General features: G+C 66.0%; 22 protein-coding genes and 2 other RNA genes. 3 read left to right on the top strand and 21 right to left on the bottom strand.

Annotated features, from left to right (window positions below; translation table 11 throughout):
- Positions 1–163: 163 nt before the first annotated feature.
- The 16 genes from A7D17_RS00485 to A7D17_RS00410 all read right to left on the bottom strand — a co-directional run bounded on the left by A7D17_RS00485 (position 164) and on the right by A7D17_RS00410 (position 16,162).
- On the bottom strand, positions 164–1,837 hold the full coding sequence (locus A7D17_RS00485) for a flavodoxin domain-containing protein (protein WP_064507291.1): 1,674 nt from the start codon (positions 1,835–1,837) through the stop codon (positions 164–166).
- A complete protein-coding gene (locus A7D17_RS00480; RefSeq protein WP_064507290.1) occupies positions 1,834–2,808 on the bottom strand; it encodes an FAD:protein FMN transferase in 975 nt (324 codons plus the stop codon). The genes A7D17_RS00485 and A7D17_RS00480 overlap by 4 nt, the downstream gene beginning before the upstream one ends.
- A 225-nt stretch (positions 2,809–3,033) precedes the next feature.
- Positions 3,034–3,108: non-coding RNA, sX9 sRNA (locus A7D17_RS00475), on the bottom strand.
- A gap of 61 nt (positions 3,109–3,169) precedes the next feature.
- Complete coding sequence (locus A7D17_RS00470) at positions 3,170–3,973, bottom strand: DUF4198 domain-containing protein (RefSeq protein WP_064507289.1); 804 nt, start codon at positions 3,971–3,973, stop codon at positions 3,170–3,172.
- Positions 3,974–4,142: 169 nt separating this feature from the next.
- The gene (locus tag A7D17_RS00465) at positions 4,143–4,658 is read right to left on the bottom strand and encodes a DUF2271 domain-containing protein (RefSeq protein ID WP_064507288.1); all 516 of its coding nucleotides are present in this window, start codon (positions 4,656–4,658) and stop codon (positions 4,143–4,145) included.
- A 20-nt stretch (positions 4,659–4,678) separates the two neighbouring features.
- Positions 4,679–5,317: a PepSY-associated TM helix domain-containing protein gene (locus A7D17_RS00460; RefSeq protein ID WP_064507287.1), complete on the bottom strand. Its 639-nt coding sequence runs from the start codon at positions 5,315–5,317 to the stop codon at positions 4,679–4,681.
- Positions 5,318–5,324: 7 nt separating this feature from the next.
- Positions 5,325–6,071, bottom strand: a complete 747-nt coding sequence (locus A7D17_RS00455; protein WP_064507286.1) for a tetratricopeptide repeat protein — start codon at positions 6,069–6,071, stop codon at positions 5,325–5,327.
- Positions 6,064–6,750 carry a Fe2+-dependent dioxygenase gene (locus A7D17_RS00450; RefSeq protein ID WP_064507285.1) on the bottom strand — a complete coding sequence of 229 codons (687 nt, stop codon included), beginning with the start codon at positions 6,748–6,750 and terminating at the stop codon, positions 6,064–6,066. The genes A7D17_RS00455 and A7D17_RS00450 overlap by 8 nt, the downstream gene beginning before the upstream one ends.
- Positions 6,751–6,798: 48 nt before the next feature.
- Positions 6,799–9,117: a TonB-dependent receptor gene (locus A7D17_RS00445; protein WP_064507284.1), complete on the bottom strand. Its 2,319-nt coding sequence runs from the start codon at positions 9,115–9,117 to the stop codon at positions 6,799–6,801.
- 340 nt (positions 9,118–9,457) lie between these two features.
- Positions 9,458–9,787 (bottom strand): non-heme iron oxygenase ferredoxin subunit, encoded by a 330-nt coding sequence (locus A7D17_RS00440; RefSeq protein ID WP_064507283.1) that lies wholly within the window; start codon positions 9,785–9,787, stop codon positions 9,458–9,460.
- Complete coding sequence (locus A7D17_RS00435) at positions 9,784–10,323, bottom strand: GNAT family N-acetyltransferase (RefSeq protein ID WP_064507282.1); 540 nt, start codon at positions 10,321–10,323, stop codon at positions 9,784–9,786. The genes A7D17_RS00440 and A7D17_RS00435 overlap by 4 nt, the downstream gene beginning before the upstream one ends.
- Positions 10,324–10,798: 475 nt before the next feature.
- On the bottom strand, positions 10,799–12,043 hold the full coding sequence (locus A7D17_RS00430; RefSeq protein WP_064507281.1) for a cysteine desulfurase: 1,245 nt from the start codon (positions 12,041–12,043) through the stop codon (positions 10,799–10,801).
- Positions 12,040–13,302, bottom strand: coding sequence for a Fe-S cluster assembly protein SufD (sufD, locus tag A7D17_RS00425; protein WP_064507280.1), 1,263 nt, complete (start codon positions 13,300–13,302; stop codon positions 12,040–12,042). Before sufD ends, A7D17_RS00430 begins: the two co-directional genes overlap by 4 nt.
- Positions 13,302–14,066 carry a Fe-S cluster assembly ATPase SufC gene (gene sufC / locus A7D17_RS00420; RefSeq protein WP_064507279.1) on the bottom strand — a complete coding sequence of 255 codons (765 nt, stop codon included), beginning with the start codon at positions 14,064–14,066 and terminating at the stop codon, positions 13,302–13,304. The genes sufD and sufC overlap by 1 nt, the downstream gene beginning before the upstream one ends.
- A 164-nt stretch (positions 14,067–14,230) precedes the next feature.
- A complete protein-coding gene (gene sufB / locus A7D17_RS00415; protein WP_064507278.1) occupies positions 14,231–15,688 on the bottom strand; it encodes a Fe-S cluster assembly protein SufB in 1,458 nt (485 codons plus the stop codon).
- Positions 15,689–15,703: 15 nt separating this feature from the next.
- Entirely contained in the window at positions 15,704–16,162 is a 459-nt protein-coding gene (locus A7D17_RS00410; RefSeq protein WP_029218812.1) for an SUF system Fe-S cluster assembly regulator, read from the bottom strand.
- A gap of 174 nt (positions 16,163–16,336) precedes the next feature.
- On the opposite strand from A7D17_RS00410, the gene A7D17_RS00405 reads away from it, so the two are divergent.
- Together A7D17_RS00405 and A7D17_RS00400 are read left to right on the top strand one after the other, a co-directional pair.
- Positions 16,337–16,804: an SET domain-containing protein gene (locus A7D17_RS00405; protein WP_064507277.1), complete on the top strand. Its 468-nt coding sequence runs from the start codon at positions 16,337–16,339 to the stop codon at positions 16,802–16,804.
- A 104-nt stretch (positions 16,805–16,908) separates the two neighbouring features.
- Positions 16,909–17,451 (top strand): type 1 glutamine amidotransferase domain-containing protein, encoded by a 543-nt coding sequence (locus A7D17_RS00400; protein ID WP_064507276.1) that lies wholly within the window; start codon positions 16,909–16,911, stop codon positions 17,449–17,451.
- Positions 17,452–17,590: 139 nt separating this feature from the next.
- On the opposite strand, the gene A7D17_RS00395 is transcribed toward A7D17_RS00400, so the two are convergent.
- The 4 genes from A7D17_RS00395 to A7D17_RS00380 form a co-directional block, all read right to left on the bottom strand.
- The gene (locus A7D17_RS00395) at positions 17,591–18,187 is read right to left on the bottom strand and encodes a DUF1439 domain-containing protein (RefSeq protein WP_064507275.1); all 597 of its coding nucleotides are present in this window, start codon (positions 18,185–18,187) and stop codon (positions 17,591–17,593) included.
- Between the two features lie 55 nt (positions 18,188–18,242).
- Positions 18,243–18,584: a hypothetical protein gene (locus A7D17_RS24655; RefSeq protein WP_082861629.1), complete on the bottom strand. Its 342-nt coding sequence runs from the start codon at positions 18,582–18,584 to the stop codon at positions 18,243–18,245.
- Between the two features lie 256 nt (positions 18,585–18,840).
- Positions 18,841–19,143 carry a DUF3861 family protein gene (locus tag A7D17_RS00385; protein WP_425479546.1) on the bottom strand — a complete coding sequence of 101 codons (303 nt, stop codon included), beginning with the start codon at positions 19,141–19,143 and terminating at the stop codon, positions 18,841–18,843.
- A 90-nt stretch (positions 19,144–19,233) separates the two neighbouring features.
- The gene (locus A7D17_RS00380) at positions 19,234–19,848 is read right to left on the bottom strand and encodes a M23 family metallopeptidase (RefSeq protein ID WP_064507272.1); all 615 of its coding nucleotides are present in this window, start codon (positions 19,846–19,848) and stop codon (positions 19,234–19,236) included.
- Positions 19,849–19,960: 112 nt separating this feature from the next.
- On the opposite strand from A7D17_RS00380, the gene A7D17_RS00375 reads away from it, so the two are divergent.
- A non-coding RNA gene (locus tag A7D17_RS00375) (sX9 sRNA) lies at positions 19,961–20,036 on the top strand.
- A 68-nt stretch (positions 20,037–20,104) separates the two neighbouring features.
- Here A7D17_RS00375 and A7D17_RS00370 read toward each other — a convergent pair.
- Positions 20,105–20,527, bottom strand: a complete 423-nt coding sequence (locus A7D17_RS00370; protein WP_064507271.1) for an HU family DNA-binding protein — start codon at positions 20,525–20,527, stop codon at positions 20,105–20,107.
- Positions 20,528–21,080: the final 553 nt, after the last annotated feature.

Raw genomic sequence — 21,080 nt, 5'->3', positions numbered from 1 at the left:
GTCGCTTTGCGGGCTGCTCTTGGTCTGCATCAAGACATTGGCAGTAGCAGGTGTTGAAAGGCGACTTAAGAATCATCCAGGGCGCGTGGTTGCAACCCCGAGATAGATCCCGGCAAAACCGCTGTTTGATCAGGGCGCCTGCCTGAAATCTGGCTGCGTCTGCTCAATACACGTCGCGCCGGTAGCGCCCGCTTTGCAGCAACTCCTGCCTGGTCGCCGCACCCAGGATGGTGTCGAGGGTGCGGTCCACTTCCGGCGCCATGCCGCGCAGGCTGCCGCAGAGATAGATGCAGGCACCGCGGTCGATCCATTCGCGCAGGGGCTCGGCCGCGGCGGCAAGTGCGTGCTGCACGTAACGCATTGGGGAGGCGGGGTCGCGCGAATACGCCAGGTCCATGCGCGCAATCCAGCCGTGCTGTTGCCATTGCTGCAGCTCGTTGGCGTACAACGCATCGTGTGCGGCATTGCGTTCGCCAAAGATCAGCCAGTTGTCGCGTGCGCCGGCGGCAATGCGCGCACGCAGATGTGCGCGCAATCCGGCGATGCCGGTGCCATTGCCGATCAGCAGCATCGGGTGTCCAGGCGCAGGTGGATGGAACCCCGGGTTGCTGCGCAACCGCAGCGTAATTGCGGCACCCACACGCGCATGGACGCACAGCCAGCCGCTGCCGATCCCCAACCGTCCATCGTCATGCAGATGCTGGCGGATCAGCAGTTCGGCATATCCTTCTTCGCTGATCGATGCCAGCGAATACGCGCGATGCGGCAGCGCGACCAGGTTGGGCACCATTGCCGCCAGCTCAGCAGGTGGTATCGCTGTATCCGATTTCGCGTCTGCCTCCATGCATACAGCTGGATCTGCACATACACCCGCACTTGCGTCTGGATCTGCAGGCAGCTGCGCGCCCGCGAGCCAGTCGCGCAACGCACGGCCATCGACTATCTGCGCGCCATCGCAGCGGTGCCGCTGCAACCACTCCTCCACCTGCGCTGGCGCGTTCTGCGGGGCGATCTCGGCGATGTCGCCAGCGCTCCACGGCGGTAGCGCGCCGTCGCGGGGTACGAGCCGTAGCCGATAGATCGGTGCGCCGGCGCTGCCAGGGTTGACATGGACACGCTCGCGCAGCTGCCAGATCGCATAGGTCGGCACGCTCCACGCTGGCTGGCTTGCCAGCGCCGGTGTGAGTTCCGCCAGCCGTTGCTGCCATTGCAGCAAGGCGCGCGGGTCGGCGTTGTCGACGTCGATGCGCTCGAACAGGCGGGTGCCGCCGCGTGCTTGCAGGCCGGCGTCGATGCGACGGCCGAATGCGCAGAACTGCGCGTAGCGGCGGTCGCCCAGTGCCAGGACCGCGTAGTGCACGGCAGCCAGGTCCTGCGCATTGCCGGCAAGCCAATGGCGCTCGGCCGCCTGTGCATGATCCGGTGCGTCGCCTTCGCCGGTGGTGCTGACGATGCACAGCAGGCGCGGCACGCGGGCGAGTAAATCGGCATCCACCGCGTCCAGTGGCAGTGCATGCGCGCCGACGCCGGCTGTTTGCAGCGCGGCCGCGCTGCGCTCGGCAAGCTCGCGGGCAAATCCGGTCTGGCTGGCCCAGGCGATGAGCATGCCGCTGCTGTCTGCGTTCGACACGCCGGCCCGCTGGCGGTTACGGATAAAAATGGCAGCGCAGACCGCGGCATACACGGTCATGCTCAGTGCTGCCCACTGCCAGCGCTGCAGCGTCGGCGCACTCCACCATGCGCCTTGGTGCAGGCTGGCAAGCCATGCAGCGATTGCGGCAAGGGCAATCAGCAACGCTCCATTCCCCAGCCAGACCCGTGCGCGTGCGGCTGTCATGAGGCGGCCAGATGCTGCTCGAATGCGGGGCTCATGGCTTCGCGCAGGCTGCCGTCGTGGCGCGTCAGAAAGCGCACCGCGAGGCCGGCCTTGTGCGCGTAGGCAAGCCCGGCGTTGGTCCCGAGCACGGTCATGGCGGTGGCCCAGGCGTCGGCCTGCATGGCATCGGCGGCGAGGACGGTGACCGCGGCGGGCGCGTGCGGAATCGGTGCCCCGGTGCGCGGGTCGAAGGTGTGGGTGTAGCGCAGACCGTCGCTTTCGAAGCGGTGCCAGCGGTCGCCGGAGGTGGCCACGGCGACGCCGTCCAGGGTGAGCACCCGGGGTGGCAGCGCCGCACCGGCGTCTTCATCGGGGGCGGATTCGACCAGCACGCGCCAGGCGCTTCCATCGGGCTTGTTTCCATAGCCGAACAGTTCGCCGCCGACATCGATCAAGGCGCTGGTGATGTCGGCCTGTACCAGGGCGTGGTGCACGCAGTCCACGCCATAGCCCTTGGCGATGCCGGACAGGTCCAGCGCCACCGCGCCCGGTTGCAGGACACGCGGGCCATCCAGTTCCAGGCGCTGCCAGCCGCAGCGCAGGCTCACCAGCGCGATCTGCTCGGGCGATGGCACCCGTCGCCGGCCCGCGCTTGCACCGAAGCCCCACAGTTCGACCATCGGCCCGACGGTGGGGTCGAAGGCACCGTCGCTGGCCCGGGCAATGTCCAGCGCGGTGCGCAGCACGGTGTGGAACTCATCGGGCAAGGCCTGCCAGTGGCCGGCCGCTAGACGGTTGTAGCGGCTGATGTCCGAGGTCGCGTCCCAGGTGCTCATCTGTGCGACCACGCGGTCGAGCGCTGCCTGGATGCGCGCATGCAACGGATGCAGGTCGCGGCTGCGCGGCGCCACCAGCTTGACGCTCCAGGTGGTGCCCATGCTGTGGCCGCCCAGGGTGGCAAGCGTGGTGTCTGCAGGAGCGAGTGAGTTCATACGTGGAGTGTGAGCGGGCACTGCGGCAGGAAACATGATGGTGACGTGCGGCGCAGCCGATTGCATCAGCGTCCTGATGGTTCGGCGATCGACGCCATCGGCCGTGCGCACCTTTCGACCATGCCAGCGTGGTCAGTCGCCACGCGGACAGCAACGCGGAGACGGCTCCATCGTGCAAGAGGCCTGGCATGTCGCCAGAACCGTTGCGTGCGCTGCCGTTACTGCGGCTAAGGCACGTAGCGCGCAGTGACCGGGTGGGCATGGACGGCTCGCAGGAACCGGAATGTACGAGCGGGACAGACCGATTCCGCGCACCGGCCGCGCCCGCAAGATAGCGGCGCGGCGGTGTTGTCGGCTGCTCTTATTGCGGCAGCACTTCCAGCGTCACCACATAGCCCAGGCGACGCTGCTTTGCCTGCGGCAGCGAGGTCTTGCTGTCTTCGCTGCTGGTTTCCAGCCAATACATGCCAGGCTCCGGCCAGGTCACGCTGAAGCCGCCCTTGGCGTCGGTCTTGAGCTTGATCTCGTTTTGCGCATCGCGGTAGCGGGTGCCGCCGCGCACGATCTCGATCTCCAGCCCGGCGGCCGGCTTGCCATCCAGTTGCAGGGTGAACTGCGCGGCTTCGCCGGCGACCAGGTCATTGGGATGGGTGACCGGCACCAGCTCGATGCCCTTGCCGCTGGGCTTGAAGACGGTGGTGGTCGGTGCACCGCGGGTGACGAAGGTTTCCACGCGGTTGAGCGATTGCGATACCTGCAAGTCCTGGGCGTTCTTGGGTACTTCGGTGGCGAAGCTGGCTTCGTTGCCGCGCCAGCGCTTGGGCTTGCCGTCTTCCTTCCAGCTGGCGAACAGGCCGGCATTGACGATGCCGAGCTTGTAGGTGCCGGGCTGGGTGAGCTGCAGGTCGAACACGCTGCGGTATTTGCCGGTGGCCGGGTTTTCCGGCTTGAGCGCGCTGCCATCGGGTGCGGTAATGCTGAGGTTGTCCAGCCGCAACGGCACATGGTTGAAATAGAACAGGTCGTTGGAGACCGCGGCATCGACGGTGATCCACGGCGCTTCGCCGGCAATGACGGTCTGCGAGGGCAGCAGCCAGGCCTTGTGCGCGAACGCACTGACGGGAAGTGCGGCAAGCAGCGCGATCAGGACATGCGAACGTTTCATGACAACTCCTTGAAGGACGATAAGGCGGGTGGATCACGTGTCTGATCAGCGCACTGCGGCACTGCGTGGATGCGTGGGGGATGAAAGTGGATATGCGTCTGCGCAATGCGGCGCGTGGGTCTTGCACATGGATGCGTGCACGGCGGCACTGCATCGGCGCGCACCTGCATCACGGCTTGGCGGTCAGGCTCACCGTGCCCAGCTCGCTGTTGCCGCTGGCCTTGGCAGACTGCGCCGAGGTGGCCGGCCAGGTGAAAGGCACCTTGACCAACTCGCGGCCACCGACTTCGCGCGCAGCTTCCACCACCAGCGTGTACTGGCCGGCCGGCAGCGACTTCAGCGCGCCCTTGGTATCGGTGAACGACAACGCATGCGCGCCGGCAGGCCGGGTGGGGCCGGTGACGCCATCGACCGGCACGTCCAGCGTGCGGCCACTCTTGCGCCACCACTGACGCAGATCCGGCAACCACTTGGTGCCGTGGCCTTCGGCGGTGTCCTTGGATTGATACCAGACCGCCAGGTTGGCGGCGACTTTCTGGTCCGCGCCTTCGAGCCAGATCGCCACATAGGGGCGGTGGTATTCGGCGACATTGAGCTTGGGAATCTCGACAGTGATATCGAGCGTGGCCGCATACGCCGGCATGGCGAGCAGGCCGCTCAGGGCGATGGTCAGGGTGGCGCGCATGGTCGTCTCCGAGGAAGGGGTCAGTGGATCAACAGCAGGGCAAGCAGCAGCGGAATCAACAGGCCCAGGCCGACCAGCGGCCAGGTCATGCGGCGCTGGCGCGCATGCAGATGCAGCAGGAACAGCCCGGTGATGCAGAACACCAGGCAGGCGATGGCGAACACGTCGATGAACCAGCCCCACGCCGGCCCGGCGTTGCGGCCCTTGTGCAGGTCGTTGAGATAGGCGACCCAGCCACGCGAGGTGCGCTCGTATTCGATCGCACCGGTGTTGCGGTCCACGCTCAGCCAGGCATCGCCACCGGGGCGCGGAAGCGCGACATACACCTCGTCTGCGGACCATTCGCCGTTGCGTGTGCCGATGCTGACATCGAGCTCGCGTCCGAGCCACTGCGCCACGCGGGGCGGCAGCGGTGCATCGCCGTCCTGCCGGCTGCCCAGGGTTTTCAACAAGGCCGCTGGCAGGGTGAGCGTGCGTTGCTCGGTGGATGGGCTGGCTTCGATCCGCGCAGCGTGATTGAGGGTCAGCCCGGTGATCGTAAACAGCAGCATGCCGATCAGGCACAGCGCCGAGCTGATCCAGTGCCATTGATGCAGCATGCGCAGCCAGAATCCGCGGCGTTGCTGGGCACTGGCGGTGGTGGCGGCAGGTCGCGACATGAGGGGCTCAGGCCGTGACCGCAGCGGCGGTTGCCTGCAACTGCGATTGCCGCGCCGTCACCTCGTCCAGCAGCGCGCGCAGGCGCGGCTGCGGCGCGTTGCCGAGCAGGGCGGTGAGCTGGCGCAGGAAGCCGGCATGCCCACCGGCGATGGCGCGGCGCATCCACCGCTCGGCTTGATCGAGCGCGCCCGTATCGGCCAGCAAGGTGGCGTAGCTGGCCTGACCGCGAAAGTCGCCGGCCTCGGCAGACCTGCGATACCAGTCGCGCGCGGCATGCGGGTCAGCGGTGCAGGCCAGGCCCTGGTCGAGGTAGCGCGCCAGGAAGTTCATCGACTTGGCATGCCCGCATTCGGCGGCCTGGCGATACAGCGCCAGGGCCTGCGTCTGGTCCTGTGCCACTCCGCGTCCGGAGGCATGCAGATGCGCCAGGTTGTACATGCCCCAGTCCAGGCCATGGTCGGCGGCGCGGCGGTACCACAGCGCCGCCAATGCATCGTTGACGGGCGTGCCGAAGCCCAGCTCGTGGCAACGGCCGAGTTGGTTCATGGCCGCCGGCTGCCCGGCATTGGCGGCCACTTCGTACCACAGCATCGCCGTGGCCGGGTCGGCCGGGACGCCGCGTCCTTCGGCATACAGCTGTGCGAGCAGCAACTGCGCAGTGCTGTCGTGGCCGGCTGCGGCCCCGCGCAGCGAGGCGATGGCCTGCTCGGGCTGCGTGCACAGCAGTGCGGGATCCGGCGCGGGCTCAGACATCGGCCCACTGCCGCAACAGGTTGTGATACACGCCGGTGAGCTGGATCAGCGACGGGTGCCCCGGCGTGTCCTGCGTCAGCCGCCGAATCGAGACATCCAGTTCGAACAAGAGCCGGCGCTGCGCCGCATCGCGCAGCATGCTCTGGGTCCAGAAGAATGCCGCCACGCGCGTGCCGCGGGTGACCGGGTTGACCTTGTGCAGGCTGGTGCCGGGGTAGATCACCAGATGTCCGGCGGGCAGCTTGACCGATTGCGTGCCGTAGGTGTCTTCGATCACCAGCTCGCCGCCGTCGTAGCTGTCCGGGTCGCTGAGAAACAGCGTGCCGGAAACATCGGTACGCACCGGCTCGGCGCCACCACGGCTGCGGTCGTAGCGCACCGCGTTGTCCACGTGATACCCGAACGATTGCCCGCCGCTGTAGCGATTGAACAACGGCGGATAGATCCGCCGCGGCAGGACCGCGGAAAAGAACGTGCTGCTGCGCGACAGCGCGTCCAGCACCAGCGCGCTGGCCTCGCGCGCGCTGGTGCTGTCTTCAGGCAGCTGTGCATTGTCCTTGGCCTGCGCGGATTGATGGCCGGCGGTGATGCGGCCATCGGCCCAGTCGGCCGCGTCCAGCCGCGCACGCAATGCGCCCAGTTGCGTGGCGTCGAGGACATCGGGAATGGGCAGCAGCATGCGGTGGTCTCCACGCCACCCGCGCAGGGCGGGTGGCGCTTCACAAGGTCAGAAGCTGAAGGTGGCGTTCAACACTGCCGAGCGGCCTTCGCCCGGCAGGGCCCAGCCGCTGCCGGCGGTGACCGTGCCGGCTGCATTGACGGTGAGGTTGTTGCGCACGCTGGTGTAGTACTCCTCGTCGAACAGGTTGTTGACGTTCAACTGCAGGCTGAGCCAGTCGTTGACGCGCAGGCCGACCATGGCGCGGTGCACCCAGTAATCATCGGTCTTGACGTAGGCGGCGGCCGAGGCGTTGTTCGGATAGAACCCGCCTTGGTAGGTGACGCCGTAGCCGAAGGTCCACTGGTTGAGCGTGTAGGTGGTCCAGATGTTGCCGGCATTGCGCGGGGTCTGCACCAGTTCGCGTCCGGCGACCGGGTCGCCGGTGAGGCTTTCGGTGCGATTGGAGACGCTCTGCAGCACCTCGCTGTCCAGGAAGGTGTAGTTGGCGAAGATCGACCAGCGGTCGGTCAGGTAGCCGGCCGCGCCAAGTGCGATACCGTCCACGCGCGCCTTGCCGTCCAGGACCTGCTCGGGAATCAGCGGGTCGCCACTGTTGACCTTGTAGTTTTCGCGCTCGTTGCGGAACACCGCTGCGGTCAGCGCCAGGCGCTCATCCAGTACGTCCCACTTGCCGCCCAGTTCGATATTGACCGCCGTTTCCGGCGCCACATTGCAGTTGGCACCGGCGGTGGCAGTGGCGATCGGGGTGCACGAGCCGTTGACCGAGGCCTTGGAGGGCGTCTTGCTGTTGGCGTAGGACAGATACAGGCTGGCGGTGTCGACCGGCTTGAACACCAGGCCGGCACGGTAGGAGAACAGGTCTTCCTTGCTGCCGGCCGGGAAGCCGGCGGCAACCCCGGTGACATTGCCCGCGGCATTGACGGTATAGGTGGTGCTGTCGCCTTCGTTGTGCTCGTAGCGGCCGCCGACATTGAGCATCCACTGCTCGTTGAACTGCAGGGTGTCGAACAGGTATACCGCCTGGTTGGTCAGGCTGCCCTTGCTGTGGCCGGTGCGCACATAGTTCTGCGGGCCGGTCCAGATGTTGTACGGATTGTCGAAGGACTGCAGCGGGTAGGTGATGCCGGTGGTGGAACCGTCGGCATTACGGAACAGCGTGCCGCTGTCCAGTTCGAAGTCTTCCTTGCTGAAGGCAACGCCGGCGACCACGCGGTGCTCGATGGCGCCGGTGTGCAGGGTCGCGGTCAGGTCGGTCTGGCTGTGCGCGATGAAGTTCTCGGTGTCGCGCACCAACCCGCGCGGGCCGCTGTTCGGGTTCCAGGTGGCCGGCGGCTGGCCGACACAGGCACGCCCGGTGTACGGGTCGGTGCCGTTGGGCAGGCACCAGGTGCCCTGCGGCGCGGTGGCGTTGAGGAACTGGTCCACCCGCTGCAGGCGCGCCAGGCTGCGCAGCTTGAAAGTGTCGCTGAAATCCATGTCCAGCACGCCGGTCAGCATGTCCACGTCGATCTCCTGACGCGAGGTGTTGCGGTAGCCGAAGAAGGTCTCCGGGTCCACGCCCGGCAGCGGGCCATCGTTGAACGGGCTAAGCGCGAACGGCACGCCGTACTGCGGCAGGTTGTTGTCGTGCTGGTGCAGGTAGCTCAGTGTGAAGCGCGTGTCCGAGCCCAGGCCGAACGTCACCGACGGCGCGAAGCCCCAGCGATGGCGGAATTCCTCATCGCGGCCCGGCACGTCCTGGGTGTGGCCCATCGCGTTCAGACGCACCGCGGTGCCATTGTCGAAATCGTAGTTGCTGTCGACGGTGAGGCGGCCATAACGGTCGCTGCCGCCGCCGATCAGCACGTTGGTGAAATCGCCCTGGCCGGCGGTCTTGGTGACCAGGTTGATGTTGCCGCCAACCGAACCGGCACCGGACATGGCCGAGTTGGCGCCATTGATCAGTTCCACCGATTCCAGGTTGAAGGTGTCGCTGCGGCTGTACTGCGCGCTGTCGCGTACGCCGTCGGTGGTGATGTCGCTGCTGGCGGTGAAGCCGCGCAGGTTGATACTGTCGCCATACCCGCCGCCGCCTTCTCCAGCACCGAAGGTGATGCCGGGCAGGGTGCTGAGCACGTCGCGCAGGGACAGCAGGTTCTGCTGGTCCATGGTCTGCTTGGTGACAACCGTGATGGTCTGCGGGGTGTCGCGCAGCGCCTCGGTGTACTTGGGGGAGGACGGCTTCTGCGCGCGTTCCTGCTGCACCCGGATCGCATCCAGATCCACCGCACCCGGAGGCGCGGGTGCATCGCCGGGCTGGGCGATTGCAGGAGCGGACAGCGTCAACAGTACGGCCGACGCGAGCGGGGAAATCCTGGGAGTCATGGCAGGTCTCGAAGAAGGAAACGATGCTCCGGCCTGGCGGCGGCTCGGCGGATGCGGGATGGGGATGACGAAAGAAATGACGCGCCAGCTAGTCCGACGCAGTGCGCCGCAGCGATCTCGCAGACACACCGGGGCGCAGCGCCATTGGGCGCAGGCAGAAGAATGGGGCGGAGCAGGGGCTGGGCAGGGCTGGGCGCATGGGATCGCAGAAGGCCAGTTGTTAAGAAGGCCTGAAGGGCTGCGATCTTAAATGCAAATCATTCTTCTTTGCAATCCTGCCGACAGGCGGTAGCGGGACCTCTGCTTGCCCGCTGCGCTGCTTGCCTATGCGACGTCGCGGTCAGCGATCGTCGCGGGTCCAGATGCCGTCGTGTTCGCGCTTGATCGGGAACTTGGGGACGGCGGTGTAGGCAGGCGCGCATAACGGGCGCCCGTCGCGGATATCGAACCGGGCGCTATGCAGCTGGCATTCGATGGTGCCTGCCACCGGGTCGAAGCTGCCGGGCGACAGCTCGTAGTCCTCGTGGCTGCAGCGGTCTTCCAGCGCATACAGCGCGCCGTCGAGGTTGAACACCACGATCGGGGTGTCGGTCACTTCGTCCCAGACGGTCTGCACTTCGCCGGGCAGCAACGCATCACTGGCGCAGACGAAGGTCCAGGTCTCGCTCACGGCGTGGCGTGCTCGAAGTGCTTTTCCAGGACTTCGAAGCGCAGATCCTGGCGCAGGGGGACGCCGAAGCGTTCGTCGCCATACGGAAAGGGCTTGAAGACACCGGTACGGCGGTAGCCGCGGCGTTCGTAGAAGGCGATCAGCTCGTGCCGGACGTCGATCACGGCCATACGGATCAGCGGCAGTCTCCACTCGGTGGAGACGATGCGCTCGCCTTCGGCCAGCAAGGTCTTGCCCAGCCCGCTGCCCTGCAGCGACGGATCGACCGCGAACATGCCGAAATACCCGGTGCCGTCGTCGTCGGCGATATGCGCGCAGGCCAGCAGGCGGCCATCCTGTTCGACCAGCAGCACCAGGCTGCGCTCGCGCAGGATGTCCTGACGCAGCACGGCCGGATCGATGCGGGCCCCATCGAGGATATCGGCCTCGGTGGTCCAGCCCGCACGGCTGCTGTCGCCGCGATAGGCCGAGGTCACCAGCTGGACAAGGGCGTCGATGTCATCGACGGTGGCAGTGCGGAAGGTGGTGGTCTGCATGAGGGGCAGTTTAGCGGGAATCGGGAATCGGGAATGGGGAATCGAGAATTGGGAATTGGGAATCGCTGGAGCTTGTCGGTTGCATCAGCTATGCATGCCAGTTAGCTCGGTGCGCGCAGGATCCGCTGAGCGAGCCACTCTCCCGTCGGCGCGAGAGGCACGGCTTGCGCGCCACGGGCGCGCGTGCCTTGGAGCGCTCGCGTCGCAAGCGCGGGCCGGGGGGGGGGGGGGGGGGGGGAGGGTGCGCAGCGAAGCGCTCACGCAGTCGAACAACACCAGGCTTCGTATGTACCATCATCCGCCTCTTCCGGGCACCTTCTCCCGGCGGGAGAAGGATCGCAATGGCAGAGAGAACTGAAGGGTCTACTACCGAGCAACGCCAGGCTTTGCACGTACCCTCATCCGCCCCTTACGGGCACCTTCTCCCGGCGGGAGAAGGAACTGCAACGGCGCAGAGAACTGAAGGGTCTGCTACTTACCCGAGCAGCGTCCGCACTTTCTTCAGCGCAGCAACAAACCGCTCGATCTCGTCGTGGGTGTTGTAGAACGCCAGCGAAGCGCGGCAGGTGGCGGCCACGTTGTAGTACTGCAGCAGCGGGTGCGCACAATGCTGGCCGGAGCGGATGGCCACGCCCTCCAGGTCGAGCAGGGTGGCCAGGTCGTGCGCGTGGGCGCCTTCTACCAGGAACGACACCACCGCTGCCTTGTCGGGCGTGGTGCCGAAGATGCGCAGGCCGTCGATGCGCTGCAGCTCCTCTGTGAAGTGCGCCAGCAGCTCCGCCTCGCGGGCTTCCACGTGCGCAAGGCCGAGGGTATCCAGATAGTCCACTGCCGCACCCAGGCCCACGAAGCCGGCGATATTGGGCGTTCCGGCTTCGAACTTGTGCGGGGCATCGTTGAACACGGTGCCCTCGAAGCTGACTTCCTTGATCATCTCGCCGCCGCCTAGAAACGGCGGCATTGCCTGCAGGTGTTCGCGGCGCGCCCATAGCGCACCGGTACCGGTGGGGCCGCACATCTTGTGGCCGGTGATGGCATAGAAATCGCAGCCGATCGCGGCCACGTCGATACGCCGGTGCGGCGCCGCCTGCGAGCCGTCCACCACGGTGACGATGCCGCGCTTGCGCGCGTCGCGGCAGATCTCGCGCACCGGGTTCACCGTGCCCAACACGTTGGACACATGCGTAACGGCGAGCAGCTTGACCTCGGGCGTCATCGCCTTGCGCAGTGCGTCCAGATCCAGCGCGCCATCGGGCGTGATCTCGGCCACGCGGATGCTGGCGCCGGTGCGCTGGGCCACCAGCTGCCACGGTACGATGTTGGCGTGGTGCTCCATGCGCGAGATCAGGATCACATCACCCGGGCCCAGCCGCGGCAGCGCCCACGAGTAAGCCACCAGGTTGATCGCGAACGTGGTGCCGCTGCACAGCACCAGCTCGTCGGCGCGCACGTTGAGAAAGCGCGCCAGCCTGCTGCGCGCGCCTTCGAACGCATCGGTTGCTTCGGTTCCCAGCGCATGCACTGCGCGGCTGACATTGGCGTTCTGCCGGCGATAGAACTCGTCGGTGGCCGCAATCACCTGGAGCGGCTTTTGCCCGGTGTTGGCATTGTCGAAATAGATCAGCGGCTTGCCGTGCACCTGCCGCATCAGCAGCGGGAAATCCGAACGAACGCGCTCCCAGTCCGGAGCGCTGCCCTGCGTGACGGCCGGTGCATTCATGCCACGCCCGCCGAATTCAGGGCGCGGTCCAGCTGCAGCGCCAGCACCGCGGTCAGCGCGTCCGGCAGTACCCGTAACGGCTCGTGGCAGAATGCGGCGCTCAGCAACCGCTGCGCCTGCGCCTGCGGCAAGCCGCGCGAGCGCAGATAGAACAAGGCATTGTCATCGAGCTGGCCGACGGTGGCGCCATGTGCGGCCTGCACTTCTTCGGCGTCGATCACCAGCACCGGCTGGGTGTCGATTTCGGCGTTGGACGAGAGCAGCAGATTCTTGTTGGACAGCCGCGCATCGGTACCGTCGGCCCCGGGGCGGATGCGGATGCCGCCATGGAAAACCACGCGGCTGCGATCGGCACCCACGCCGCGCCATACCAGCTCACAGGCGGTATCGCGGGCGATGTGTTCGATGCCCAGGCGCGTGTCCACATGACGGCGGCCATTGCCCAGCAGCACGCCATTGGCAGTGAGCCGGGCGTTGCTGCCTTCCAGGCGCACGTTGAGTTCGTGTCGCGACAGGCCGGCGCCCAGCTCTAGATCCACGCGCTGGTAGCGCGCATCGCGCGCGAGCACGGCATCGGTGCGCAGCAGCGAGGTCGCCTGCGCGCCGTCGGCCTGCACGCGTGCATGCGACAACACCGCGTTCTGCGCCAAGTGCACATGCATCAAGCTGTTGGCCAGGTGCGCCGCATCACCAACATGCAGGTGATGTTCGACCACATTTAACGACGCGCCGGCACGCAACTCGATCAAATGCCGGTGATGCCAGGCCAGGTCGTGTTCGCCGGCCACGCTGACGAACACCAGATGCAACGGCAGCGCGATCTGCGCAGCGTCCTGCACCTGCACCAGCACGCCTTCATCGGCGAGTGCCGCATTGAGGCGGGCAAAGATCTCGTCGCTGCCGTCGAAGCGCCGGCCGAGCAGTTGTTGCGCCTGGCCGCTTTCGGCCAGCGACGCGGACAAGGTGCCCAGCTGCACGCCATCGGGCAAGGTCGACAGATCGCTCAGTGCCTGCGACGGCCGCCCGTTGACCAATACCAGGCGCGGCGACGGAATCTCGTCCAGCACGGCGGCATCGATCAGCGTCGGCACCAGCGGTGCGGGCTGGAAGCTGCGCCGCTCCAGCTGCCGCAGCGAGGTGTACTTCCAGGCTTCGGCGCGCGGGCCGGGCAGGCCGGCCTGCAGCGCGGCATCGAGTTCGACCCGGCGCGCATCGTTACCGCTGAAGCCGCGGGCGAGGGATTCCAGCAGGGCGCTCATCAGGCAGCCGCCTCGGGCACCACGCGGTCCTTGAGGAAGTGGTAGCCGTGCTTTTCCAGCTCCAGCGCCAGTTCCGGGCCGCCGCTCTGCACGATGCGGCCTTCGGCCAGCACATGCACCACGTCCGGGGTGATGTAGTCGAGCAGGCGCTGATAGTGGGTGATCACCAGGAACGAACGCTCCGGCGAGCGCAGCGCGTTGACGCCGTCGGCCACGCTCTTGAGCGCATCGATGTCCAGGCCCGAATCGGTCTCGTCCAGGATGGCGAGCTTGGGCTCGAGCACGGCCAGCTGGAAGATCTCGTTGCGCTTCTTCTCGCCACCCGAGAAGCCTTCATTGACGCCACGGTGCAGCAGCTCGTCCTTCAGATGCAGCACGGCCAGCTTCTGCCGCACCAGCTTGAGGAACTGCATCGAGTCCAGCTCGTCTTCGCCACGCGCCTTGCGCTGCGCATTGAGTGCGGCGCGCAGGAAGTAGGTGTTGTTGACGCCGGGAATTTCCACCGGGTACTGGAAGGCCAGGAACAGGCCGGCGGCCGCGCGTTCTTCCGGCGGCAGCTCGAGCAGGTCCTTGCCTTCGAACTGCACGCTGCCTTCGCCGACCTCATAGCCATCGCGCCCGGCCAGCACGTTGCCCAGCGTGGACTTGCCGGCGCCGTTGGGTCCCATGATGGCGTGCACCTGGCCCGGCTGGATATCCAGCGACAGGCCCTTGAGGATGTCTTTGCCGGCGATGCTGGCGTGGAGATTTTGAATGTTGAGCATGCTGATGGTCCGTCAGAATTCTTATGTAGCCCCTCTCCCGCCGGGAGAGGGGTTGGGGTGAGGGTCGGCGCGAAGCGTCTCCTGGATTTGGGGGCGCGAGGCTTCGCCCGTACCCTCATCCGGCGCTGCGCGCCACCTTCTCCCGAGGGGAGAAGGGAGATGCGTCAGCCGACGCTGCCTTCCAGCGAGACTTCCAGCAGCTTCTTGGCTTCCACGGCGAACTCCATCGGCAGTTCGCGGAACACCTGCTTGCAGAAGCCGTCCACGATCAGCGACACCGCGTCTTCCTGGCTGATGCCGCGTGCACGGCAGTAAAACAGCTGGTCGTCGCTGATCTTGGAGGTGGTGGCCTCGTGCTCGACGGTGGCGCCGGGATTCTTCACCTCGATATAGGGGAAGGTGTGCGCGCCGCATTGCTTGCCGATCAACAGCGAATCGCACTGGGTGTAGTTGCGCGCGCCATCGGCATTGCGGTCCACCTTGACCAGGCCGCGGTAGGTGTTCTGGCCGCGCCCGGCGCTGATGCCCTTGCTGACGATCTTGCTCTTGGTGCGCTTGCCGATATGGATCATCTTGGTGCCGGTATCGGCCTGCTGGCGATGATGGGTCAGTGCCACCGAATGGAATTCGCCCACCGAATCGTCGCCGAGCAGCACGCAGGACGGATACTTCCAGGTGATCGCCGAGCCGGTTTCGACCTGGGTCCAGGTGACCTTGCTGCGCGCACCACGGCATTCCGCACGCTTGGTGACGAAGTTGTAGATGCCGCCACGGCCTTCCTCGTCGCCCGGGTACCAGTTCTGCACCGTCGAGTACTTGATCTCGGCGTCTTCCAGCGTCACCAGCTCCACCACTGCCGCGTGCAGCTGGTTCTCATCGCGCATCGGCGCGGTGCAGCCTTCCAGATACGACACGTAGGCCTTGTCCTCGCACACGATCAAGGTGCGCTCGAACTGCCCGGTGTGGCCGGCATTGATGCGGAAATAGGTGCTCAGTTCCATCGGGCAACGCACGCCTTTCGGAATGAACACGAAGCTGCCGTCGGAGAACACCGCCGAGTTGAGCGCGGCGAAGTAGTTGTCGCCCACCGGCACCACGCTGCCCAGGTACTGCCTGACGATCTCCGGATGTTCCTTGATGGCCTCGGACATCGAGCAGAAGATCACGCCCTTTTCGGCCAGCTCCTTGCGGAAGGTGGTGCCGACCGAGACCGAGTCGAACACCGCATCCACCGCCACGCCGGCCAGCCGTGCGCGCTCGTGCAACGGCACGCCGAGCTTGTCGTAGGTGTCGAGCAGTTCCTTGGGCACCTCGTCCAGCGAGGCGTACTTCGGGCCCTTGGGCGCGGAGTAATAGCTCAGTGCCTGGAAATCGATCGGCGCGATCTGCAGCTTCGCCCATTCCGGCATCGGCATTTTCAGCCAATGGCGGTAGGCCTCCAGACGCCAGTCGGTCATCCACTGCGGCTCGTCTTTCTTGGCCGACAGCGCACGGATGACATCTTCGTCCAGGCCGGGCGGGAGCGAATCGGATTCGATCTCGGTGACGAAACCGGCGTCGTAACGCCGGCCCAGCCGTTCGAGGATCTGCGCATTCTGCGGAGGAGCAAGTTCGGTGGCCATCGGGCTGCCTACAGGTCAGGTGGTCGCGACGCGCGCGGCGATGGAACGCCGGCGGCTGTCGCCAGGGAGGGAGAGGGGCTGCAGCATCTGCGCCAACGTCACGCGGCGCAGGGCATCGCCCACCACGTCGTTGATCAGACGCCAGTTGGAGCGCACCCCGCAGGTCTGCGCGATGCCGCACTGGCTGTGGTCCTGGCTGCATTCGGTAATCGCCAGCGGGCCTTCCATTGCCTCGACGATTTCCACCAGGGTGATCTCGCTGGCCGCGCGTGCGAGCCGGTAGCCGCCATGCACGCCGCGCAGGCCTTCGACCAGGCCGGCCTGCGACAACGGCTTGAGGATCTTGCTCACGGTTGGCGCTTCCAGGCCGGCTTGCTCGGCCAGCTCGCTGGCACTGAGCACCTGCTCGCTGCGCGCAGCCAGCACGGTCAGCACGACAGTGGCGTAATCGGTGAGTTTGGTGACGCGCAGCATGAGCGGGCGGGGAAATCCGAAAGCGGACCGAAATTGTACGCTTTTGGGCGCGGCAGGGCCAATCACCCGGTTCAGCCAACGGCAAGCGCAATCCATTGCCGGCGTTGGCGCGCTTGTGCTTGGCGCCCGGGCGCGCTGCAGTCACAATGAGCGGCCCCATCACCGGACCCTTACATGTCGCGCAAAGTTGCCGCCCGCAAGTCACGTATCCACGGCAACGGCATGTTCGCCCTCGCCCCGCTCCGCAAGGGCGAGCGGATCATCCAGTACAAGGGCCGCCTGCGCACGCATGCCGAAGTGGATGCAGACGACACCGGCGATGTGGAGAGTGGGCACACCTTCCTGTTTACGCTCAGCGACGATTACGTCCTGGATGCCAACTACGAGGGCAACGTCGCGCGCTGGATCAACCACAGTTGCAATCCCAATTGCGAAGCGGTGATCGAGGAGGCCGAGGGTGATGACCGCAGCAAGGACAAGATCTTCATCGAGGCCAAGCGCGCCATCAAGCCCGGCGAAGAGCTGACCTACAACTACGGCATCACCCTGAGCGAACGGCATACGCCGCGGCTGAAGAAGATCTGGGAATGCCGTTGCGGCTCCAAGAACTGCACCGGCACGATGCTGCAGCTCAAGCGCTGAACATGTGCACGCGCGTTGCGCGCTGACGCGACGCATACATCGGTTCACGGGTGCGCAACGCCACGCTGCCTACGGTGCGGGCTTCTTTCAGTAAGGAGCCCCCCATGTCGTATTCGCTCTCTGGCAAGACCATCGCAGTGCTTGCCACCGATGGCTTTGAGCAGTCCGAACTGCTGGAACCCAAGCGCCTGCTGGAATCCTGGGGTGCCAAGGTCGATGTGATCGCGTCGGGCGATGCGGACACGATCCGCGCCTGGAATCACACCGATTGGGGCCAGTCGGTGGCGGTGGACCGTTCGCTGGACAAGGCGATGGCGCAAGACTACGACGCGTTGGTGCTGCCCGGCGGTGTGCTCAATCCCGATACCTTGCGCACCAACACGCAGGCGATCAGCTTTATTCGTGCATTTGCCACGGCGAACAAGCCGGTTGCCGCGATCTGCCATGGGCCATGGCTGCTGCTGGAAAGCGACCTGGTTCGCGACCGCAATGTCACGTCGTGGCCGTCGGTCAAGACCGATCTGAGCAACGCCGGTGCGCGCTGGCAGGATGCGGAAGTAGTGGTGGACGGTCAGTTGATCACCAGTCGCAAGCCTGATGACATTCCCGCCTTCAGTGCTGCGGTTGCCAAGGCACTGACTGCGTAAGGCCGAAGTCGCAGAAGCGCTGACGGCATAAGCATGCATCTGATGAGGGAAGGCCCGGCGCTGCGCGTCGGGCCTTCGTCTAGGAGCTGATTGCGTCGCACCTGGCGGTCCTGCCTGGTGCAGACACGATGTGAGTGGCCTATTTTCCCGATAGCGCCGCTGCCGGCACCAGTTGCTCGATGTTCTGGTTGAAGTTGACGGCCACGCGGCCGTTCTGGATTCCCACCGACTCCACCTGCACCGCGCCCATGGAGGCGGCGATCGCCGGATCGATCCGGTAGATCGGTTCCTTGCGTGCATAGTCGGCCAGCCAGGTATTGAGCAGCTGACGGGTACTGTGGTCGAGCTTTGCACCGGCGTTGGCCGGGCGGAAATCGTCGATGCTGGGTTGGTCCAGATAAAAGCCCTGCTTGGCAGTGTCGTAACGCAGCGCACTGGTCAAGGTGACATTGCCCACTGGCGCCGGCGCGGCGCCTGCGGTGGCAACCGCCAGGTCGAACGCCATCTTCATCCGGTCACCCGGCGGCAGCGACAGCGCCGGGTTGCTGACGGTCATTTCGATCAGCCCGCCGAGCGCGTCATGCGTCTGCGGGAAGCGGCCACCCAGATACTGCTGCAGATCGCTGGCCTGCACGCTGATCTGGTGTCCCTGGATCTGTGGCGCCGCCCACGCGCCGCTGACAGGCAGTGCCATGGCAAGGGCGAGCGCGGATCCGGCAAGCGAACGCAGTTTCATCGAGTGACTCCGGCAACAGGTGAGACAACCTTAGTCTGCGTCGGTGAACCACGGGTTAGCGCAGTACCGGGTGCAGCGTGGCCGAGTAGATCTCCAGGGTATTGCTGCCTGCGCGCGGTTGCAGGCGATAAGCGCCAACCAGCTGCTGCGTACCGGACGCACGTCGCACGATGATGCGCACCGGCACTTCGATCCGTCGCTGCGGGTTGTCCGGGTCCAGCAGGACCGGTGGGTCGTTATTGATCCGCATCGACTGGATGTCGGTCGTCGCACGCAGTACAGCGTCATCCGGCACCGGTGGCGGACGCCCGCCTGTCCACAGCGCATCGGCATCGGCACGGGCAACGCCGGGCAGGGCGCCCAGGTAGCGTTGCACGGTGGCGCCTGCTTCGGCCAGGTCGGTACGCGCTTGCGCAGCGGCGAGCGCATCGGCCGCAGGTGGCGCCGATACACTGCGATCGGCCGCATCGGTCGGTGGTGGTGGCGTGGTCGCCGTGGACGGGGGTGTTGCCGCGTCGATCTGGTGATCTGCGCTGCGCTGACAGCTGCAGCCGGCAAGTGCGGCCAGCGATATGGCAATAGCGATCCAGCGCATGGCGCCTCTCCGTCCCCGAAGCGCGCAGTGTAACGGTGCTATGCAGCCAGCTGTGCGCTCAGGGCCCGGGGTGCACGCGTTGCAGGCGTTCCAGCAGCAACTGCAGCCTGGGCCGCAACGCGTCCAGCGCGTCACTGGGCTGCGCGCGTGGCCGCGCGGCCAGGTCTTCCAGCAGTTGCGATCCCACCGTCAGTGCAGCGCACTCATCGCTGCTGAGGTCGCGGCGCAGATGCAATTCCTCGAGCAGGCGCATCCAGTCGGCGCGCGAGCGCTGTTCGAACTCGATGGTGCAGCGGTCGTCGCAGGGGCGGCCGTCGTTTTCGATGGGCGTGACCGTAATGCGATAGCGTTTTCGGGACATGGTGGCCGCGTCACTTCGGGATATCACCACCATAGGCGCAGCCCGCGACGCACTCGATAGGACAGGCCATGACGCAGTGTTCCAGCGTGCTCAATCGGCCGACGAAGGCGCGGTTTTGCGTAGCAGCGGCAGCGGATCGTACGCACCGTTGCGCCCATACACCCCATAGTGCAGATGCGGCGGCGTGCCGCGCGCGTTGCCGGTGGTGCCGACCATTCCCAGTGGCGTGCCGGGCGCGACTACATCGCCTACCGCCAAGCCTGTTGCCCAGTCGTCCAGATGCGCGTAATAGTGCCGTTCCATCGCCGGACCGAGCACCCAGACCTGCTTGCCGCCCAGGCCGCGATCGCGGATCGCGCTGACGACGCCACGCGTCGATGCCAGCACCGGTGTGCCGCGTGGCGCGAAGATGTCGACCCCGGCGTGCGTGCGGTCGCGTCCCCGTGGCGCGCCGAAAGTGTCCGCGATCTGCCGGGCACGCACGTCTTGCACCGGAATCCGCAACGCCTGCGGTGCCGGCATCTGCGACAGTTCCCAGGTGGTGCGGAGTCGTTCGGCCACCGGAAGCTGCCACGCCCAGCGCGCACCGACCGCCAGGACGCATAGCGCCGCGATCCACAGCAGGCGGCGACGAAGCCGGCGTGCGGGGCTTGAAGTGGGAGGTGCAGATGTCACGGATGATGGTGTTTGGGGGATGCCGCTCATGGTAGGCGAGCGGTGATGAGTGGCGTGTGGTGCGGCGCTGCCATGGCGTTTAGATCAGCTCACAAATCGACTGCGCGCATCGCCAGGCGGGCGCGGCCGGTGCTCGCCTGGCATGTGCCACGCGTACATTCCGGATCCTGTGCGTCGTGCGCACCCACCTGACGACTGCTCGCTACGTGTCGGTAGCCGCTCCTGGAACTGCGCAAAAAAAAAGACGGCCCGAAGGCCGTCTCGATGACACCGGATGCGCGCTCGATCAGAGCGCGGCGTCCTTAAGCTTCTTCAGCGAACGAATCTTCAGCTTGCAGGTCGCGGGCTTGGCGGCAAAGATCTGCTCTTCCTTGGTGAAGGGGTTGATGCCCTTGCGCTTCGGCTTGGCCGGCACGTTGACCGAGGTGATCTTCAGCATGCCCGGCAGGGTGAAGCTGCCAGCGCCCTTCTTGCTCAGCGACGCATGTGCGGTGGCTTCCAGCGAAGCCAGTACAGCGCGGACGTCCTTAGGAGCCAGCTGGGTGGATTCGGCGATGTGCGCGACCAGGCCGGTCTTGCTCAGGGCTTCCTTGATCGGCTTCGGCGCGGCGGTCTTGGTAGCGGCCTTGGCCGGCTTTGCGGTCTTGGTGGCGGCGACCTTTTTCACTGCCTTCTTGGGGGCAGCCTTCTTAGCGGCGGTTTTTGCCATGAGTTATGCGTTCCGTATTCGTTGGTGGTGTTGGGTCTGCCGACCCGGTCGGCAACGCGAAATGTAGGGCAACTGCTGCGCGCCGCCAATAGGCAAACGATGAAACAGCCGAAAAAAAGCGTCTTTCGACCGGGATTCGTTCACCAGCGGCGCAGAACGCGTGCAAAACACCCTGCCCAACACGCACAACGCGCAGGTTTGCGTCGCATCTGACGCAAAGCAGCAGGCAGGTTGCGCGCGCATGCACGCATTTGCGCGAACGCGCGCAGGCTCAGGACACGATGTCGGTGCACGCGCCGTTATGGGAAATGGCAATTGCGGGAAATAGCAATGCCGCGCCAGGACATGGCCGGCGTGGCATTGATTGGCATCGATTGCACTGTCCGCATGCGCGGTGCATGGGGCGCTGGGCGCTGCAGTTCGGTGGCAGCATCGCGCCCTTGCACTGCAAGCCCGTATCGCCCGCGGCTCTGCGTCCAGGAGCGCGGTCGACCGAAGCCCGCTCCGGAATAGCGTGTTGCTGTGCGTTTGCATTGACCGCACACCTTGCAGC

The sequence above is a fragment of the Xanthomonas floridensis genome, from assembly GCF_001642575.1.
In the GTDB taxonomy this organism is placed as follows: Bacteria; Pseudomonadota; Gammaproteobacteria; order Xanthomonadales; family Xanthomonadaceae; genus Xanthomonas; species Xanthomonas floridensis.
Note: the sequence above shows the minus strand (reverse complement) of the source record. Positions and strands in the feature narration are given on the sequence as shown.

Bases quoted from the DNA above. Each gene is read 5' to 3' on its own strand.
- A7D17_RS00405 (WP_064507277.1), top strand. From the start codon at position 16,337: ATGTCGCGCAAAGTTGCCGCCCGCAAGTCACGTATCCACGGCAACGGC.
- A7D17_RS00485 (WP_064507291.1), bottom strand. From the start codon at position 1,837: ATGACAGCCGCACGCGCACGGGTCTGGCTGGGGAATGGAGCGTTGCTG.
- A7D17_RS00410 (WP_029218812.1), bottom strand. From the start codon at position 16,162: ATGCTGCGCGTCACCAAACTCACCGATTACGCCACTGTCGTGCTGACC.
- A7D17_RS00480 (WP_064507290.1), bottom strand. From the start codon at position 2,808: ATGAACTCACTCGCTCCTGCAGACACCACGCTTGCCACCCTGGGCGGC.
- A7D17_RS00460 (WP_064507287.1), bottom strand. From the start codon at position 5,317: ATGTCGCGACCTGCCGCCACCACCGCCAGTGCCCAGCAACGCCGCGGA.
- A7D17_RS00445 (WP_064507284.1), bottom strand. From the start codon at position 9,117: ATGACTCCCAGGATTTCCCCGCTCGCGTCGGCCGTACTGTTGACGCTG.
- sufC (WP_064507279.1), bottom strand. From the start codon at position 14,066: ATGCTCAACATTCAAAATCTCCACGCCAGCATCGCCGGCAAAGACATC.
- A7D17_RS00455 (WP_064507286.1), bottom strand. From the start codon at position 6,071: ATGTCTGAGCCCGCGCCGGATCCCGCACTGCTGTGCACGCAGCCCGAG.
- A7D17_RS00380 (WP_064507272.1), bottom strand. From the start codon at position 19,848: ATGAGCGGCATCCCCCAAACACCATCATCCGTGACATCTGCACCTCCC.
- A7D17_RS00465 (WP_064507288.1), bottom strand. From the start codon at position 4,658: ATGCGCGCCACCCTGACCATCGCCCTGAGCGGCCTGCTCGCCATGCCG.
- A7D17_RS00430 (WP_064507281.1), bottom strand. From the start codon at position 12,043: ATGAATGCACCGGCCGTCACGCAGGGCAGCGCTCCGGACTGGGAGCGC.
- A7D17_RS00370 (WP_064507271.1), bottom strand. From the start codon at position 20,527: ATGGCAAAAACCGCCGCTAAGAAGGCTGCCCCCAAGAAGGCAGTGAAA.
- A7D17_RS00385 (WP_425479546.1), bottom strand. From the start codon at position 19,143: ATGTCCCGAAAACGCTATCGCATTACGGTCACGCCCATCGAAAACGAC.
- A7D17_RS00470 (WP_064507289.1), bottom strand. From the start codon at position 3,973: ATGAAACGTTCGCATGTCCTGATCGCGCTGCTTGCCGCACTTCCCGTC.
- A7D17_RS00400 (WP_064507276.1), top strand. From the start codon at position 16,909: ATGTCGTATTCGCTCTCTGGCAAGACCATCGCAGTGCTTGCCACCGAT.
- sufD (WP_064507280.1), bottom strand. From the start codon at position 13,302: ATGAGCGCCCTGCTGGAATCCCTCGCCCGCGGCTTCAGCGGTAACGAT.
- A7D17_RS00395 (WP_064507275.1), bottom strand. From the start codon at position 18,187: ATGAAACTGCGTTCGCTTGCCGGATCCGCGCTCGCCCTTGCCATGGCA.
- A7D17_RS00435 (WP_064507282.1), bottom strand. From the start codon at position 10,323: ATGCAGACCACCACCTTCCGCACTGCCACCGTCGATGACATCGACGCC.
- sufB (WP_064507278.1), bottom strand. From the start codon at position 15,688: ATGGCCACCGAACTTGCTCCTCCGCAGAATGCGCAGATCCTCGAACGG.
- A7D17_RS00450 (WP_064507285.1), bottom strand. From the start codon at position 6,750: ATGCTGCTGCCCATTCCCGATGTCCTCGACGCCACGCAACTGGGCGCA.